At 73.8% G+C, this 16,137-nt stretch carries 16 protein-coding genes; 6 read left to right on the top strand and 10 right to left on the bottom strand.

The window, feature by feature from the left end:
• Positions 1-357: 357 nt before the first annotated feature.
• Complete coding sequence (locus tag ABZ312_RS14995) at positions 358-1,881, bottom strand: NsdA family TPR-like regulatory protein (protein WP_500322338.1); 1,524 nt, start codon at positions 1,879-1,881, stop codon at positions 358-360.
• Between the two features lie 363 nt (positions 1,882-2,244).
• On the opposite strand from ABZ312_RS14995, the gene lipB reads away from it, so the two are divergent.
• The 4 genes from lipB to ABZ312_RS14975 all read left to right on the top strand — a co-directional run bounded on the left by lipB (position 2,245) and on the right by ABZ312_RS14975 (position 5,297).
• On the top strand, positions 2,245-3,051 hold the full coding sequence (gene lipB / locus ABZ312_RS14990; protein ID WP_500437804.1) for a lipoyl(octanoyl) transferase LipB: 807 nt from the start codon (positions 2,245-2,247) through the stop codon (positions 3,049-3,051).
• Between the two features lie 39 nt (positions 3,052-3,090).
• Positions 3,091-4,065 carry a lipoyl synthase gene (lipA, locus tag ABZ312_RS14985; protein WP_500437802.1) on the top strand — a complete coding sequence of 325 codons (975 nt, stop codon included), beginning with the start codon at positions 3,091-3,093 and terminating at the stop codon, positions 4,063-4,065.
• A 238-nt stretch (positions 4,066-4,303) separates the two neighbouring features.
• A complete protein-coding gene (locus ABZ312_RS14980) occupies positions 4,304-4,537 on the top strand; it encodes an SCO2195 family GlnR-regulated protein (protein ID WP_499516811.1) in 234 nt (77 codons plus the stop codon).
• Positions 4,538-4,616: 79 nt separating this feature from the next.
• Positions 4,617-5,297 carry a DUF4191 domain-containing protein gene (locus ABZ312_RS14975; RefSeq protein ID WP_500322334.1) on the top strand — a complete coding sequence of 227 codons (681 nt, stop codon included), beginning with the start codon at positions 4,617-4,619 and terminating at the stop codon, positions 5,295-5,297.
• Positions 5,298-5,391: 94 nt separating this feature from the next.
• Here the strand turns inward: ABZ312_RS14975 and ABZ312_RS14970 are convergent, their stop codons facing one another.
• The gene (locus tag ABZ312_RS14970) at positions 5,392-5,859 is read right to left on the bottom strand and encodes an RDD family protein (protein WP_500322333.1); all 468 of its coding nucleotides are present in this window, start codon (positions 5,857-5,859) and stop codon (positions 5,392-5,394) included.
• Positions 5,860-6,058: 199 nt separating this feature from the next.
• Between ABZ312_RS14970 and glnA the strand changes: the two genes are divergently transcribed.
• Both glnA and ABZ312_RS14960 read left to right on the top strand, forming a co-directional pair.
• Positions 6,059-7,471, top strand: a complete 1,413-nt coding sequence (gene glnA, locus ABZ312_RS14965; protein ID WP_499511463.1) for a type I glutamate--ammonia ligase — start codon at positions 6,059-6,061, stop codon at positions 7,469-7,471.
• 703 nt (positions 7,472-8,174) lie between these two features.
• Complete coding sequence (locus tag ABZ312_RS14960; RefSeq protein ID WP_500437800.1) at positions 8,175-8,633, top strand: SRPBCC family protein; 459 nt, start codon at positions 8,175-8,177, stop codon at positions 8,631-8,633.
• 14 nt (positions 8,634-8,647) lie between these two features.
• On the opposite strand, the gene ABZ312_RS14955 is transcribed toward ABZ312_RS14960, so the two are convergent.
• From ABZ312_RS14955 to ABZ312_RS14920, 8 genes are all read right to left on the bottom strand, one after another.
• Positions 8,648-9,439: an SAM-dependent methyltransferase gene (locus ABZ312_RS14955; protein ID WP_500437822.1), complete on the bottom strand. Its 792-nt coding sequence runs from the start codon at positions 9,437-9,439 to the stop codon at positions 8,648-8,650.
• 135 nt (positions 9,440-9,574) lie between these two features.
• Entirely contained in the window at positions 9,575-10,273 is a 699-nt protein-coding gene (locus tag ABZ312_RS14950) for a (2Fe-2S)-binding protein (RefSeq protein WP_500437798.1), read from the bottom strand.
• Positions 10,270-10,941, bottom strand: a complete 672-nt coding sequence (locus ABZ312_RS14945; protein ID WP_500437796.1) for a GntR family transcriptional regulator — start codon at positions 10,939-10,941, stop codon at positions 10,270-10,272. The genes ABZ312_RS14950 and ABZ312_RS14945 overlap by 4 nt, the downstream gene beginning before the upstream one ends.
• A 58-nt stretch (positions 10,942-10,999) precedes the next feature.
• On the bottom strand, positions 11,000-12,001 hold the full coding sequence (locus ABZ312_RS14940; RefSeq protein ID WP_500437794.1) for a proline racemase family protein: 1,002 nt from the start codon (positions 11,999-12,001) through the stop codon (positions 11,000-11,002).
• A 62-nt stretch (positions 12,002-12,063) separates the two neighbouring features.
• Positions 12,064-12,963 carry a dihydrodipicolinate synthase family protein gene (locus ABZ312_RS14935; protein ID WP_500322326.1) on the bottom strand — a complete coding sequence of 300 codons (900 nt, stop codon included), beginning with the start codon at positions 12,961-12,963 and terminating at the stop codon, positions 12,064-12,066.
• The gene (locus tag ABZ312_RS14930; RefSeq protein ID WP_500437792.1) at positions 12,960-14,294 is read right to left on the bottom strand and encodes an FAD-dependent oxidoreductase; all 1,335 of its coding nucleotides are present in this window, start codon (positions 14,292-14,294) and stop codon (positions 12,960-12,962) included. The genes ABZ312_RS14935 and ABZ312_RS14930 overlap by 4 nt, the downstream gene beginning before the upstream one ends.
• A 349-nt stretch (positions 14,295-14,643) precedes the next feature.
• Positions 14,644-14,952 carry a (2Fe-2S)-binding protein gene (locus ABZ312_RS14925; RefSeq protein WP_500437791.1) on the bottom strand — a complete coding sequence of 103 codons (309 nt, stop codon included), beginning with the start codon at positions 14,950-14,952 and terminating at the stop codon, positions 14,644-14,646.
• Positions 14,949-16,124 carry an NAD(P)/FAD-dependent oxidoreductase gene (locus ABZ312_RS14920; RefSeq protein WP_500437789.1) on the bottom strand — a complete coding sequence of 392 codons (1,176 nt, stop codon included), beginning with the start codon at positions 16,122-16,124 and terminating at the stop codon, positions 14,949-14,951. Before ABZ312_RS14920 ends, ABZ312_RS14925 begins: the two co-directional genes overlap by 4 nt.
• Positions 16,125-16,137 lie beyond the last annotated feature (13 nt).

Here is a 16,137-nt window from a genome sequence, read left to right as displayed (position 1 = left end):
GCGTACCTGCCGGATCGGCGGCCCGGCACCCCCGGGGCTCCCTCTCCACACGAGACACCCGGCGCGGCTCAGTGGCGCCCGCCGGCCCCCGGCTCTCCGGCCCCATGGGCGCGCCGCCCTCCGGCCGCGGCGCCGTCCGGTGCACCCGGCAGCCTGGGCCGGGGCACCTGAGGCCAGCGGGCTCCCCCCGCTGGTCCACGGACCGCACCGGGCCGGTACAGGACCCCCTGCGACCGCCGGAGCCTGTACCCCACGCGCCGGCGCGGCACCACGGCGGAACCCTGCGAACCGCGCCGGGGCGGGAACCCGTCAGGGCCGGACCTCGACGGCGGCACCCCCCCGCGCCGCCGACCGGTGTCACCCCGCCGGGACGCCCAGCGCGGCGGCGCGGTCGTGGAAGGCGCGGACGGGGGCGGCGTCGCGGTGGGTTTCGAGGCGGCGGCTGAAGTCGCGGACGTACTCGACGGCACGGAGCGAGCGCATCTCGACCGCGGCCTGCATGGCCTCCGCGCCGAGGGCGCAGGCGGCGTCGACCTCGCCGAGGCCGAGGCGCGCGGCGGCCAGCACCGTGCGGCAGAAGACGCGGCTGCGCGCGTACGCGTGGCCGCGCAGTTGCAGCGAGCGTTCGGCATGCTGCGAGGCCGCGCGGTACTGGCCGAGGTCGCGGTGGCAGTGGCCGAACTCGTCCGCGAGCTGGGCCTCGTCGAAGAAGCGCGCCCAGGACGGGACGTCGTCGCCGTTCCTGACCGCCTCCAGGGCGCGTTCGGCCCGCACCAGTGCCGCCGTGCAGGCGCGGACCTCGCCGAGCAGTCCGTGACCGCGTGCCTCGGCGGCGTGGAAGAGCGCCTGTACGACCGGTGGGGCACCGCCGGCGGCGCCCTGCTGGGCGACCCGCGCCAGCTGGACGGCCTCGCGGCCGTGCCCGAGGTAGACCGCTTGGCGGCTCATCGTGACGAGGACGTACCCCCCGTAGACCCGGTCCCCGGCGGCCTGCGCGAGCCGTAGCGCCTGCACGAAGTACCGCTGGGCGAGCCCGTGCGCGCCGATGTCGTACGAGGTCCACCCCGCGAGCCGGGTGAGGTCGGCGACCGCCGCGAACAGGCGGCGCCCCATGGTCTCCCCGTAGGTGCCGCGCAGCATGGGTTCGGCCTCGTGCTCCAGGTAACGGACGAGGGCCTGCCGCGCGTGGCCGCCGCCGTAGGCGTTGTCGAGGGTGCGGAAGAGCTCACCGACGGAGCGCAGGGCGGCGATGTCCCCCACGCCGACCCGCTGACCGGTGCCCCCGAAGACCGCGGGCGCGGCGACCACGACCGGTGCGGGCGCCCCGCGTGACCCGCCCCCCGCGCGCTGGGCCGGCAGCCGCGCCGCCCCCGGACCGCCGCCGTGGCCGGGACCTGGACCGGAGGGGCCGGTGCCCGGCTCGGGGCCGCGCCCCACCCGGTCGTCCGCCCTGCCGATCAGCCAGTCACGGCTGGGGACGACCAGTCCCGCGGGGGTGAACGCGATCTTGCGGAGGTCGGCCTGGTTCCCGGTGTCCTTCCGCCACAGCCCGGAGATGATCTCCACGGCCTCCTCCGGGGAGGAGGCGTACTCCAGTCCCGCGTAGACCGGGGCGACGGCGTCGAGGCCGAGGTCGTGGGCGGACAGCCGCCGGCCGAGCCGCCGGGTGAAGACCTCGGCGATGAGTGCGGGCGTCGTGCCCCGGGGCTGCTGGCCGCGCAGCCACCGGGTGACGGAGGTCTTGTCGTACCGCAGATCCAGACCGTGCTCGATGCCGAGCTGGTCCACCCGACGGGCGAGCCCGGCGTTGGAGAACCCGGCTTCGGCGATCAGGGCGGCCAGTTGACGGTTCGGGGGGCGCTGCGAGGAACGGTCGGACATCAGTGGTGCGGTCCCCTGCCTTCCGGGCGTGCGGGCGTGCGAGTTGCGGAGTTGCGGGTGTCCGGCTGCGCGGGTGCGCGGCGCCGCGGGCGTCCGGAGCGGTGTTCACCGCCCGCGGCCCCCGGAGCCATCCGCAGAACGGCGCGAATGTAACGTTCTGTATCGACTCACTCACCACCCGAGCGCCTCGCATTCGCTGTATCGGGTGAATCTGCACCCACATATCGGCAGAACGCTTCCTTTGCCCTTCGTCGGGTGCTAAGCCCCCGGCCCCGTGCGGGACACCACCTGACCGGACGTACAGTTGCTGGGGCGCTCTTGACTCGTGGAGGGGCGCCGCAAAGGACCACAAAGGGAGCGGCCGTGAGTGACCTGCGCTTCGTCCACCTGGGCTTCGGCGAGGACGCGGTGGAGTACCTGGAGGCGTGGGAGGAGCAGCGGCGCGTGCACGCCGCGCGCTTCGCCGACGAGATCCCCGACACGTGCCTGCTGCTGGAGCACCCGCCCGTCTACACCGCGGGCCGCCGCACCGAGGACAGCGAGCGTCCGCTGGACGGCACCCCCGTGGTGGACGTCGACCGCGGCGGCAAGATCACCTGGCACGGGCCGGGCCAGCTGGTCGGCTACCCCATCCTGAAGCTGCCGCGCCCGGTGGACGTGGTCGCGCACGTGCGCCGCCTGGAGGACGCGCTGATCAACGCGTGCGCCGAGTTCGGCCTGGAGACCACCCGGGTGGAGGGCCGCAGCGGCGTGTGGGTGCTGGGCGACCCGATCGAGGACCGGCCGCCGGTGATCCCGGGGCTGACCCTGGACTTCGACCCCCGGCTGCAGGACGACGAGTTCGACCCCCGCCTCTCGGGCCCCGAGTACGCCCCGTCCAACGCCGGCCAGCGCCGCGAGGACCGCAAGCTCGCCGCCATCGGCATCCGCGTCGCGAAGGGCGTGACGATGCACGGCTTCGCGATCAACTGCAACCCCGACAACACCTGGTTCGACCGGATCGTGCCGTGCGGCATCCGGGACGCCGGGGTGGCCTCGCTCAGCAACGAGCTGGGTCGCGAGGTCGCCGTCGCCGAGGTCCTCCCGGTGGTCGAGAAGCACCTGCGGCTGGTCCTGGAGTCGGCCGAGCCGCTCCCCCGGGCCGTCCAGGAATCCACAGGCGTACGCTGATGTTCACCAAGGAAATGAAGCCGCGAGAGGGAGTCGGACGTGTCCGCTGTCGCACCTGAAGGCCGCAAGATGCTGCGTCTGGAGGTCCGCAACAGCCAGACCCCCATCGAGCGCAAGCCCGAGTGGATCAAGACCCGGGCCAAGATGGGTCCCGCGTACACCGAGCTGCACGGCCTGGTGAAGCGCGAAGGTCTGCACACGGTGTGCCAGGAGGCGGGCTGCCCCAACATCTTCGAGTGCTGGGAGGACCGCGAGGCCACCTTCCTCATCGGCGGCGACCAGTGCACCCGGCGCTGCGACTTCTGCCAGATCGACACCGGCAAGCCGCAGGCCCTCGACCGTGACGAGCCGCGCCGCGTCGGCGAGTCCGTCGTCACCATGGACCTGAACTACGCCACGATCACCGGCGTCGCCCGCGACGACCTGGAGGACGGCGGCGCCTGGCTGTACGCCGAGACCGTGCGGCAGATCCACGCCATGACCGCCAAGCGGGCCGACGGCCGCACCAAGGTCGAGCTGCTGATCCCCGACTTCAACGCGGTGCCCGAGCAGCTCGCCGAGGTCTTCGGCGCCCGCCCCGAGGTGCTGGCCCACAACGTGGAGACCGTGCCGCGGATCTTCAAGCGCATCCGCCCCGGCTTCCGCTACGAGCGGTCGCTGGAGGTCATCACCAAGGCGCGCGAGGCGGGCCTGGTGACCAAGTCCAACCTCATCCTCGGCATGGGCGAGGAGCGCGCCGAGGTCAGCCAGGCGCTGCAGGACCTGCACGACGCGGGCTGCGAGCTGATCACCATCACCCAGTACCTGCGTCCGAGCCTGCGGCACCACCCGGTGGAGCGCTGGGTGAAGCCCCAGGAGTTCGTGGAGCTGAAGGAGGAGGCCGAGGAGATCGGCTTCGCCGGTGTCATGTCGGGCCCGCTCGTGCGCTCCTCGTACCGGGCCGGCCGGCTCTTCCAGCAGGCCGTCGAGCGCCGCGGCGAGCGCGGCGAGGTCGTCGCCGCACAGGCGGTCTGATCACGCTGCGGTGACCTCCGGATCACCGCCGGAACGTGCGGTTCGTCACGTCAGGGGCTCCCCCGGGGGCCCCTGACGCGTCCCTGACGTGCCGTACGTCCGCGGAGGACGGCGCAAAGCCACCGCCGGGGTTTCACGACGGTTTGACCGACCGGTCACGGACTGGTAACACAATGTGGTGACTCTGGATGAGCGGAACATCCACCCGCGTCTGAGCCGTCCTGAGGGGGACACCACCATGCAGGCCGAGGCCGCACACCTCCACCGCCAGAGCACCACCATCCCCGGCGCCGCCGCCGGCGCGCTGCGCGCCGTGGAGTACTTCCTGTTCCGCGGCGCGGAGGAGACGGCCCGCCGCAACGCCTGGTCCGCCGTCCTGGAGGACCGCAAGCGCGCCAAGGACCGCCGCGACGCCCAGCACGTGATGGACGCCCTGGTCTCCTCGCGCGCCCCGCGCGGCGACGTCCTCTAGACCCCGGCAGAGCCTCCGGGCGAAAACCGGACCCCCTCCGGTGGGGCCCGGGACGCGCGGGCCACGTATCCTGTGCGGCATGGCGAGGGAAACATCCGAGAGCAACCCTGGGCGCCTCAAGCAGATCGCCCAGACCTACAAGATGACCAGGCGGGTCGACTCCAAGGTCGGTCTCGTCCTTGCGGCTGTGGGAATCGTCACCTTCGGTGTCATCCTCGCCATCGGCTTCTTGATCGGTCACGAGATCTACGCGGGCATCCTGGGCTTCCTGCTGGCCCTGCTGGCGATGGCGGTCATCTTCGGGCGGCGTGCCGAGAAGGCCGCGTTCGGCCAGCTCGACGGACAGCCCGGCGCAGCGGCGGCGGTGCTGGACAACGTCGGCCGCGGCTGGTCGGTGACGCCCGCGGTGGCGATGACACGTAGCCAGGACGTCGTGCACCGCGCGGTCGGCAAGGCCGGCATCGTCCTGGTCGGCGAGGGCAACCCGAACCGGGTGAAGGGCCTGCTGGCCTCCGAGAAGAAGAAGATGGCGCGCATCGTCGTCGACGTCCCGGTCACCGACTTCGTCGTGGGCAACGACGAGGGCCAGGTGCCGCTGAAGAAGATCCGCACCACCCTGCTGAAGCTGCCGCGGGTCCTGCCCGGCCCCAAGGTCACCGAGGTCAACGACCGGCTGCGGGCACTGGGCGACCTGATGAGCAACATGCCGGTGCCGAAGGGCCCGCTCCCCAAGGGGATGCGGATGCCGAAGGGCCGCTGATCGCATACGAAACGGAACGCGGAGTGCCCCGGACGAATCGATTCGTCCGGGGCACTTCGCGTGGTGTGCGCCGCGGTCACATCCGCAGCCGCGGTCACATCCGGATCTGGACCGCCTTCACGGCCCGGTCGTGCATGCCGCGGGTGTCGCGGTCCCAGACCACCGCCGGGATGACCAGCAGGAGCAGCAGCGTCCGCAGCGCCGCGGCGCCCATGCCCAGCCGCCCGCCGTCCTGCCGGACCACGCGCAGCCGCAGCAGGCGCTTGCCCGGGGTGGTGCCGATGGTGCCCAGCAGCAGCACGCTCATGAGGCCGAAGACCACCGTGGTCCACGGATTGGCCGCGGCCGCGTCACGGTGCGCGATCAGCCCGTATGCGATCACCGCGCACAGGCCCCAGTCGATGAAGAGGGCCCCGATGCGCCGCCCGACCGGGGCGATCGAGCCGGGGCCCTCCTCGGGCAGCCCGAGGCGCTGCCCGCGGTAGCCGAAGTCGACGCCCATCCGCTCCGCGGCGGCCTTCGGGCCCTCGATCCACGATCCGATGACATCCCTGTTGTCCACGGCTCCACGGTAACCCCCCGCCCCGGGGCGCCCGCGTCCGACCCGGCACCCGTGCGGCGGCTCGGTTAACCTGCAAGAAACAAATGGGTCACGAGAGGGAAATGCCCGATCTCTATGGTCGGCACCAACGTGCGCCACCGCACTGGTCGCACCCATGAGCTGCAATCCGGCCTCCCGGGCCGGGCCAAGGAGGAGTTGGATGTCGTTCCAAAACGCCGACGAGGTGAAGAAGTTCATCTCGGACAACGACGTCAAGTTCGTGGACGTCCGGTTCTGCGACCTGCCCGGTGTGATGCAGCACTTCACGGTCCCGGTCGAGTCCTTCGACCCGGACGAGCAGCTGATGTTCGACGGCTCCTCGATCCGCGGCTTCCAGGCCATCCACGAGTCCGACATGGCGCTGATCGCGGACCTGTCCACGGCCAAGCTGGACCCGTTCCGCAAGGACTCCACGCTCAACGTCAACTTCTTCATCCACGACCCGATCACCGGCGAGCAGTACAGCCGTGACCCGCGGAACGTGGCGAAGAAGGCCGAGGCCTACCTCGCCTCCTCCGGCATCGCCGACACCGCGTACTTCGGCCCCGAGGCCGAGTTCTACGTCTTCGACAGCGCCCGCTTCGAGACCAGCGCGAACCAGTCCTTCTACCACATCGACTCCGAGGCCGGCGCCTGGAACAGCGGTGCGGAGCAGGACAACCGCGGCTACAAGGTCAAGTACAAGGGCGGCTACTTCCCGGTCCCGCCGGTCGACCACTTCGCCGACCTGCGCGCCGAGATCACCCTGGAGCTGATCAAGTCCGGCCTGCAGGTCGAGCGCCAGCACCACGAGGTGGGCACCGCCGGCCAGGCCGAGATCAACTACAAGTTCAACACGCTGCTCGCCGCGGCCGACGACCTGATGCTCTTCAAGTACATCGTGAAGAACGTCGCCTGGCGTGCCGGCAAGACCGCGACCTTCATGCCCAAGCCGATCTTCGGTGACAACGGCTCCGGCATGCACGTCCACCAGTCGCTGTGGACCAACGGCGCCCCGCTGTTCTACGACGAGCAGGGCTACGCGGGCCTGTCCGACACCGCCCGCTACTACATCGGCGGCATCCTCAAGCACGCCCCGGCGCTGCTGGCCTTCACCAACCCCACGGTGAACTCCTACCACCGCCTGGTCCCCGGCTTCGAGGCCCCGGTCAACCTGGTCTACTCGCAGCGCAACCGCTCCGCGGCCATCCGCATCCCGATCACGGGTGCGAACCCCAAGGCCAAGCGCATCGAGTTCCGCGCCCCGGACTCCTCCGGCAACCCGTACCTGGCCTTCTCGGCGCTGCTGCTGGCCGGCCTCGACGGCATCAAGAACAAGATCGAGCCGGCCGAGCCCGTCGACAAGGACCTGTACGAGCTCGCCCCCGAGGAGCACGCGGGCGTCCCGCAGGTCCCGACCTCGCTGTCGGCGGTCCTGGAGTCCCTCGAGGCCGACCACGAGTTCCTCCTCCAGGGTGGGGTCTTCACCTCCGACCTGATCGAGACCTGGATCGACTACAAGCGGACCAACGAGATCGCGCCGATCGCGCTGCGCCCGCACCCGCACGAGTTCGAGCTCTACTTCGACATCTAAGAACGCCGCAGGTCACAGCACCTGCATCCCCTCCGGGGCCGTACCGGGGCCGTCGCCTGCGTCCTTCCTCATCCGGAAGACGCGGTCGACGGCCCCGTGCGTTCGGCGCCGGGCGGTGCCGGATCCCACGGCGCCGGTGAGGTTCGGGGCCGGTTGGTGGCACCGACGCCTGTCGGGTCGGTAGGTGCGTCCGCCGCTCGAATTCCTCGTCGAGCAGCGCGACGATCTGCCGAAGCTCACGGCGGGCACGCAAAGGCAGGGCCTCCAGGATCGCTTCGACGTTGTCCCGGCCGGCCAAGCGCTCATAAGGCACCGGTCAACTGACCGTGCTCTGACCAAAATTGCCTTCGGCCGAGCCTTCCTTGAACACCCTCTTCCTGGTCATGCGAACGGCGACATTCCCGTGCTCTCCAGGTGAGCGAGCACCGCGTCAAGGCATGCATCCGCCGTGGCCATGTCCGCGCGGAAGAACGAGTCCTCGCCGAGCGGTCCACCGCTGACGAGCCTTGAACACGGTCGCGACTCCGCGCTCGGCCAGCCACGCCATCAGTTCGAACATGTCCCTACGCGCCCCTCCGGGAGGATCCTCCCACCCCAGAGCCGGCTGACGGCTTTCCCGTTCCCGGGTGCCGAACGGGGCGCGTACGGGGCTGCGCGGTGGGAGGATCACGGTGCCGCGCGCCGTGTCGAGGAGGGGTCCGGGATGCCGTCCGCCGAACTGAAGCACACCTTCCGGATAGCCGCGCCGCCGGAGGAGGTCTTCGCGCACCTGGCGGAGCCGTCGCACTACATCGGCCTGTCGCCGCTCCTCGTCGACGTCCGCAACGTGCGCCGCAGCGGCGGGACCGTGCGCTACACGGCCGTGGAGCGGTTCCGCTTCCTCGGCCTGCTGCGGCACGACAACGTCATCGACGTCACGCTCGTCGCCGTCCCGGACCGCCTGCCGCACTCCGCCGAGATCTCCGGCGAGGTGCGCAGCCCCGCGCGGGTCCGCATGGGCTACCGCTTCGCCATCGACCGCGACGGGGCCGGCAGCCTCGTCACCGACACCCTGCACCTGCGCACGCCCCCCGGCCTGCTGCGCTTCGCGGCCTCCCAGGCGGGGGCGGTCCAGCAGGCCAGGGCCCGGGTCCTCGCCGCGCGTCTGGACCGGCCCGCCTGAGGGGCGGGGTCCCGCTAGCCGCGGCGGGCCACGCCGCCGTAGAAGCCGATCTCGGCGGAGCGGGGCGGGACCGGGGCGTCGGGGCGCCAGAAGGGGACCTGGACAAGGCCCGGGTCCTCCAGCTGGAGACCGTCGAAGAACCGCTCGACCTCGGAGCGGGAGCGGAGGTTCAAGGTGGCGGTGGCGTCGTTGTAGACCGCCTGGGCGTCGCTGCGGTCGGCGAAGTCGCCGGTGGCGTGCGAGAGCACCACGTAGCTGCCGGCCGGGAGCGCGTCGCGCAGGGTGGCGACGATCTCCGCGGGCTTCTCCGCGTCGGTGAGGAAGTGGAGGACGGCGACGAGGAGCAGGGCGACGGGTTCGTCGAAGTCGATGACCCGGCGGACGTCGGGGTGCTCCAGGACGGCCCGCGGGTCGCGCAGGTCGGCGAGCACGACGCTGGTGGCGCCCGAGCGGCTGAGCAGGGCGTTGGCGTGCGTGTTCACGATCGGGTCGTTGTCGACGTACGCGATGCGGACGTCCGGCGCCACCTCTTGGGCGATCTCGTGCACGTTGGGGGAGGTGGGCAGGCCGGTGCCGATGTCGAGGACCTGGCGGACGCCGCTGCCGACCACGTGCCGGACGGCCCGGCGCATGAAGGCCCGGTTGGCGCGGACGCCGATCCTCACCTCGGGCGCGACGGCGGCGAGCGCGTCGGCGGCCGTGCGGTCCACCTCGTAGTTGTCCTTGCCGCCCAGCAGGTAGTCGTAGATCCGCGCGGGGTGCGGCCTGCCGGTGTCGATCTCCTCGGCGCGGAAGCCGTTCTCCATCACGCTGCGCTCCTCTCGGCGGCCGTCCGGGCCCTGACCCGGCACCGCTGACGACAGCTTTTCACATCATCAACTTCTCTGCCCACGTAGATAGTTCCTGGTCGAGGGGCCGAACGAAGGGCACCCTTCCCGCCCTCAGCGCAGCACGCAGTCCCCGCACAGCCCGCCGCCGGGCACGCGGTAGTACAGGCAGCAGCTGCGGCGTGCGTAGGCGGGCGCGCCGGTCCCGGTGAGCCGAAGGTCGCCGGCGTCGCGCAGCAGCGGGTCCGCCGTCAGTTCCTCCGTCAGCGCGACGGCGCGGGCGGCCGCGTCGGGGCGCGCGCCCTCCCCCAGGCACCAGGAGTGCAGCACCCGCAGGGTGCCGGCGAGGGCCGAGGCGGCGTTGCCCCACAGCAGTCCGGGCGCGACGCCCGACACCGCGTGCACGGCCGCGCAGAGGGGCACGAGGTGGCCGTGGAGGACGTCCTCGCGCAGCCGCCCCGCGGGCACGTCCGGGGCGTCGTCCGGCAGCCACAGCTCGTCCGGCGTGGACCGGCCGGGGTGCCACCACAGGCGTCCGCCGGACAGGTCGGGCATGCGGCCGGTGAGCGCCGCCGGTCCGAGTGCGACGGACCACAGCCGTGCGGCCAGCCCCTGGTGGGCCAGCGAGGCGGCGACGCGCCGCTCGGAGGTGCGCAAGCGCCGCCCGACCTCCGCCACACGGCCGGTGAGGTCGGGCGACGGCCGCCCGGCGTACACCTGCGCCAGCGGCACGAAACCCTCGGCCCGCGGCTCCCCCGGCCCGGTGCGCACGGTGAAGAACGGTCCCGGTCCCACGGCGCCTGCGCCGGTCATCGCGCCCACAGGCCCCTGACGTGCCCGAGGTGCCGGGTTATGACGGCCTGTACGGTCGCGCCGTCGCGGGCCAGAAGGGCGTCCAGCAGCTCCAGGTGCTCCTCGGCGGAGGCCCGCAGCAGGCCGCGCTCGGCGAGCGCCGTGAGGCCGTACAGCCGGGAGCGCTTGCGCAGGTCGCCGACGACCTCGACCAGGTGCTCGTTGCCGGCGAGCGCGAGCAGCCCGAGGTGGAAGCGGCGGTCGGCCTCCACGTAGGCGATGAGGTCGCCGGCCGCGGCGGCGGTGACGATCTCCTCGGCGGCCGGGCGCAGCGCCTCCAGCGCCGTGGCGTCGGCGGTGGAGGCGAGGCCGGTGACGGTCGGGACCTCGATGAGCGAGCGGATGTGGGTGTACTCGTCGAGCTGCCGCTCGGACACCGCGGTCACCCGGAAGCCCTTGTTGGGCACCGGGTCGAGCAGCCCCTCCTTGGCCAGGTCCAGCAGCGCCTCGCGGACGGGCGTGGCGGAGATGCCGAAGCGGGCCGCCAGCGCGGGCACCGAGTGCACCTCGCCGGGGCGGAGCTCCCCCGCGACCAGCGCCGCGCGCAGGGCGTCCGCGACGAGTTCGCGGTAACTGCCGGTGCGCTGCCCGCCGAGGGCGGGCAGGGCGGGCCCGTCGTGCGCTGCCATGCGGTGGCTCCTCCTCGGCGACGTGGCATGTATGCGCCCAGTATCGGTGCCCGGGCGGCTAGAGGACGAATCCGGCGGGGAACGGGTCGGCCGGGTCCAGCAGGTACTGGGCGGTGCCGGTGATCCAGGCGCGGCCCGTGACGGACGGCAGCACGGCGGGCAGACCGGCCACCTCGGCGGTGCCGGTGAGCCGGCCGGTGAAGTGCGTGCCGATGAAGGACTCGTTCACGAAGTCCTGGTGCAGGGGCAGTTCGCCGCGGGCGTGCAGCTGGGCCATGCGCGCGCTCGTGCCGGTGCCGCAGGGTGAACGGTCGAACCAGCCCGGGTGGATGGCCATGGCGTGCCGTGAACGGACGGCCGTGGAGCCGGGCGCCAGCAACTGGACGTGCTTGCAGCCGCGGATGGTGGGGTCCTCCGGGTGGACGGGCGGGTCCTCCGCGTTGATCGCGTCCATCAGCGCGAGGCCCGCGGCGAGGATGTCGTCCTTGCGGGAGCGGTCGAAGGGCAGGCCGAAGGCGTCCAGGGGCAGGATCGCGTAGAAGTTCCCGCCGTAGGCGAGGTCGTACGTGACCGTGCGGCCGTCGGCGAGGACGGCCTTGCGGTCCAGCGCGACGCAGAACGAGGGGACGTTGCGCAGGGTCACGGCGGTCGCCGCACCGCCCTCGACGGCGACCTCCGCGACGACCAGGCCCGCCGGGGTGTCGAGGCGGACCGTGGTGACGGGCTCGGTCACCGGCACCATGCCGGTCTCGACGAGGACGGTCGCCACGCCGATCGTGCCGTGCCCGCACATCGGGAGGTAGCCGGAGACCTCGATGTAGATCACGCCGTAGTCGGCGTCCGGACGGGTCGGCGGCTGCAGGATCGCCCCGCTCATCGCGGCGTGGCCGCGCGGCTCGTCCATCAGCAGGTGCCGTATGTGGTCGAGGTGGTCGCGGAAGTGGAGGCGGCGTTCGTTCATGGTGGCGCCAGGGACGGTGCCGATGCCGCCGGTGACGACGCGGGTGGGCATGCCCTCGGTGTGGGAGTCCACCGCGTGCAGGACGAGTTTGCTGCGCATGGGGGTGTGTCCTCCTCGTGGGTCGGGGGGCCGGAGCCCGGTCAGGCGAGGCCGGAGCCCGGTCAGGCGAGGCCGGCGGCGATCGCGGCCTCGGTGGCGGCCCTGACCTCCTTCTCCTGCTCCGGCAGCAGCGGCGTGCGCGGCGGGCGGCAGGGGCCCCCGTACCGGCCGGTGAGGTCCATCGACACCTTGATGGCCTGGACGAACTCCGTCCGGGAGTCCCAGCGCAGCAGCGGGTGCAGCGCCCGGTAGAGCGGCAGCGCGGTCGCGGTGTCCCCGGCGACCGCGGCGCGGAAGAGCTCGCCGCAGGCGCGGGGCAGCGCGTTGGGGTAGCCCGCCACCCAGCCCTTGGCGCCCGCGGTGGCCAGTTCGAGCAGGACGTCGTCCGCGCCCACCACGAGGTCGAGTTCCGGGGCGAGCTCGGCCAGCTCCCAGGCGCGGCGCACGTCGCCGCTGAACTCCTTCACGGCCTGGATGTGACCCGCGCCGTGCAGCTCCGCGAGCAGGCGCGGGGTCAGGTCGACCTTGGTGTCGTAGGGGTTGTTGTACGCGACGACCGGCAGCCCCGCCCGCGCGACCTCGGCGTAGTGGGCGTGCACGGAACGCTCGTCCGCACGGTAGGCGTTGGGCGGCAGCAGCATCACGGCCGAGCAGCCGGCGTCGGCGGCGTGCTCGGCCCAGTGGCGCGCCTCGCCCGAGCCGTACGCGGCGACGCCCGGTACGACGCGCTCGCCGCCGATCGCGGCGACGGCCGTCTCCACGACCCGCGCGCGCTCGGCGGGGGTCAGGACCTGGTACTCGCCGAGGGAGCCGTTGGGCACGACGCCGTCGCAGCCGTTCGCCACCAGCCAGGCGCAGTGGGCCGCGTAGGCCTCGTGGTCGACGGACAGGTCACCTGCGCGCAGCGGCAGGGCGGTGGCGACGAGCACGCCGCGCCACGGGCGGTCGGGGGTGGTGTTCATGGCCGTTCCCTCTCTTCCTCTTCTTCTGCCCCGCCGGCCAGCAGGCCGAGCGGCACGGGCCGGGCGAGGGACCGCCCGGGGTCGGTGAAGGGGCAACCGGCGATGGCGGCGACACCGGGGCCGCAGACGCGGCCCTGGCACCAGCCCATCCCGGCGCGGGTCAGCAGCTTGACGGTGCGCAGGTCGCCGGCGCCGAGGTCGCGGACGGCCTCGCGGACGGCGGCGGCGGGCACCTCCTCGCAGCGGCACAGCAGGGTGTCGTCGGTGACGGTGGACTCCGCCCAGTCGCCGGGGAGCCGGTAGACGGCGTCGAGCACGGCGGCAAACCTCCGCAGCCGCCCGCGGCGGCGGGCGGCCGCGACCCAGGCGGCGGGGTCGGGCTCGGTGCCGCGCAGCCGGGCGGCGGCGGAACGGCCGGCGATCTCCCCCTCGGCCAGGGCGAGCTCCGCGCCGCCGACGCCGGTCACCTCGCCCGCGGCCCAGACGCCGGGGGTGGGGGTGCGCTGTTCCGCGTCCACCTCGAAGGAGTCCGCCAGGTCGGTGTGCGGCAACAGCCCGTGGCCGACGGCGAGGGCATCGCAGGCGACGCGGCACCGTGTGCCGTCGGGCCCGGCGAGGGTGACCGCCTCGACGCGGTCCTCGCCGTGGGCGGCGACGACCGTGTGCCGCCAGCGCACGCGGATCCCGTGCCGGGCGAGCCGGACGGCGTAGGCGGCACCCTCCACGGCCTTGCCGAGGGGTACGGCGGTGGCGTGCCGCAGCAGGTCACGCGGGTCGGCGGCCTCGGCGAGCGCCGCGACGCGCGCCCCGGCCGCCGCGAGGCCCGCCGCGACCGGCAGCAGCAGCGGCCCCGTCCCGGCGACGACGACCGTACGGCCGGGGAGCACCAGGCCGCCCTTGAGCATGGCCTGCGCGCCGCCCGCCGTGACGACCCCGGGCAGCGTCCAGCCGGGGAACGGCAGCACCTTCTCGTAGCCCCCGGTCGCGAGGACCACCGCGTCCGCCCGGATCGCGCCCGCCTCGAGCGTGTGGAGGGTGAACCCCGGCTCCATGCACCAGACCTGGCGCTGCGGCAGGTGGGTGACGCGGCCCGTGGCGAGGTGGGCCTCCAGTCGCCCGTACAGCCCCCGCCAGGTGCGCCACGCGTGGTGCAGGGCCCGGGTCCTGCGCGCCCGGAGTCCCGGCGCGGGCTGCCGGTAGAACTGCCCGCCCGCCTGGGGCGCGGCGTCGACCAGGGCGACCCGTACGCCCGCGTCCGCGGCCGCCAGCGCCGCCGCGATCCCCGCGGGCCCGGCCCCCACGACGGCCAGCTCGTACCTGTCCCCGGTCACGCCCGCCTCCCCCGCGGGCCCGGTGCGGGGCGCCCCCCGCGGACCACCCCCTGAGGCGCGGACAAGCCCCGCACGGGCCCCGGCCGTCCCCCTCCGTTGGCTCCGGCACCGTCCGGCGAGTCCGGGACGGACGTCCCGGCCGTGGCCGGCGACGTCGCCGCGGTCACCGACGGACCGGGCCGGGCCGCGGCGGGACCCGCCGTCCCTTCCCGCGGATTCCGCTGCCCGCGCGCCTTCGCCGGCGCCCGCCACCGCGCCGAACCGCCGCACCGCGCCGGGCGGGCACCGCCCACGGCAGCTCCCCGTCGCCCGCCCCGGCCACGGCGCACCGCGGCCCCGACGCGGGCGCTCACGGCAGCTCCCCCGTGCCCACCTGCGGGGTGACGACGTCGCCGGGGTGGGCGACGGTGACGCAGGCGCGCTGCCCCGGGCGGGCGTTGACCGTGAGGAGGCAGTCGAAGCAGACGCCGATGCCGCAGAAGACGCCGCGCGAGGCGCCGTCGACGCGGGTGGTGCGCCAGGACAGGACGCCGGCCGACCAGAGGGCGGCGGCGACGGACTGGCCGGGGTGGGCGGGGATGTCGCGCCCCTCGAAGGTGAAGGTGAAGCCCGGGCCCGGTGCGGCGCGGGCCAGGCGCAGGGGGCTGCGACGGCTCACGGGGTGGCCTCCTCGGCGGGGAAGCGGTCGGGGCGGAAGGGGGTGAGGTCGAGCTCGGGGCGGGCCCCGGTGAGGCACTGCGCGATCAAGTGGCCGGTGGCCGGGGCGAGTCCGATGCCGGCGCCCTCGTGGCCGCAGGCGTGGTGGAGCCCGGGCACGCGGGGGTCGGGGCCGATCGCGGGGAGGTGGTCCGGCAGGTAGGGCCGGAAGCCGGTGTAGGCGCGCAGCGTCGCGACGTCCCGGAGCACCGGGAACAGGGCGAGGGCCTGGGCGGCGAGGCGGCGGGCGACGGGCAGGGAGAAGGTGCGGTCGAAGCCGACGCGTTCGCGGCTGGCGCCGATGAGGACGGGGCCGGCGGCGGTGGCCTCGACGACGGCGGAGGTCTGCAGGGCGGCGGAGTCGCTGGCGACGTCGGCGACGTAGTCGGCCGCGTACACCTTGTGGCGGACGGTGCGCGCCGGCAGGGGCTCGGTGACCAGGACGAAGCCCCGTCGCGGCAGTACGGGCAGCCGCACCCCGGCGAGGGCGGCCACCTCGCCGCCCCAGGTGCCCGCGGCGTTGACGACGCCCGGGGCGTGGATGTCGCCCCGGTCGGTACGGACCCCGCGCACGGCGCCGTCCGGCGCGCGGAGCACCGCCGTCACCGTGGTGCCGAGACGCGCCTGCGCCCCAAGGTCGCGGGCGGCGCGGACGAGGCGGGCGGCGGCGAGCGCGGGCTGCACCTGGGCGTCCTGGGGGTAGTGCACACCCCCGGCGAGTCCGTCCGCCAGGTGGGGTTCGAGCTCGCGCAGCCCGTCCGCCGGGACGGGCACCGCCTGGACGCCGCTGCGCCGCTGGGCGGCGGCGAAGTCCTCCAGTGCGCGCAGTCCGTCCGCGCCGGACGCCACGACGAGCCCGCCCTTGGCCTCGTACTCGGCGGTCACGCCCAGGTGGTGACGCTCCGTCAGTTCCTGCCACAGCCGGGCGGAGAGCAGGGCGAGTGCGAGCTCCGGCCCCGGCTCCTTGTCGGAGACCAGCAGATTGCCCTCGCCGGCCCCGGTGGTGCCGCCGGCCACCGGCCCGCGGTCCACGAGGACGGTGCGGAGCCCGGCCGCCGCGGCCTGGAGGGCGCAGGCCGCGCCCACCATCCCGGCGCCGACGACCACGACATCGCAGCTCGTCGGCTTGCTCACGCCGGTAATATGT

The sequence above is a fragment of the Streptomyces sp. NPDC006207 genome (assembly GCF_040613835.1).
In the GTDB taxonomy this organism is placed as follows: Bacteria; Actinomycetota; Actinomycetes; order Streptomycetales; family Streptomycetaceae; genus Actinacidiphila.
Note: the sequence above shows the minus strand (reverse complement) of the source record. Positions and strands in the feature narration are given on the sequence as shown.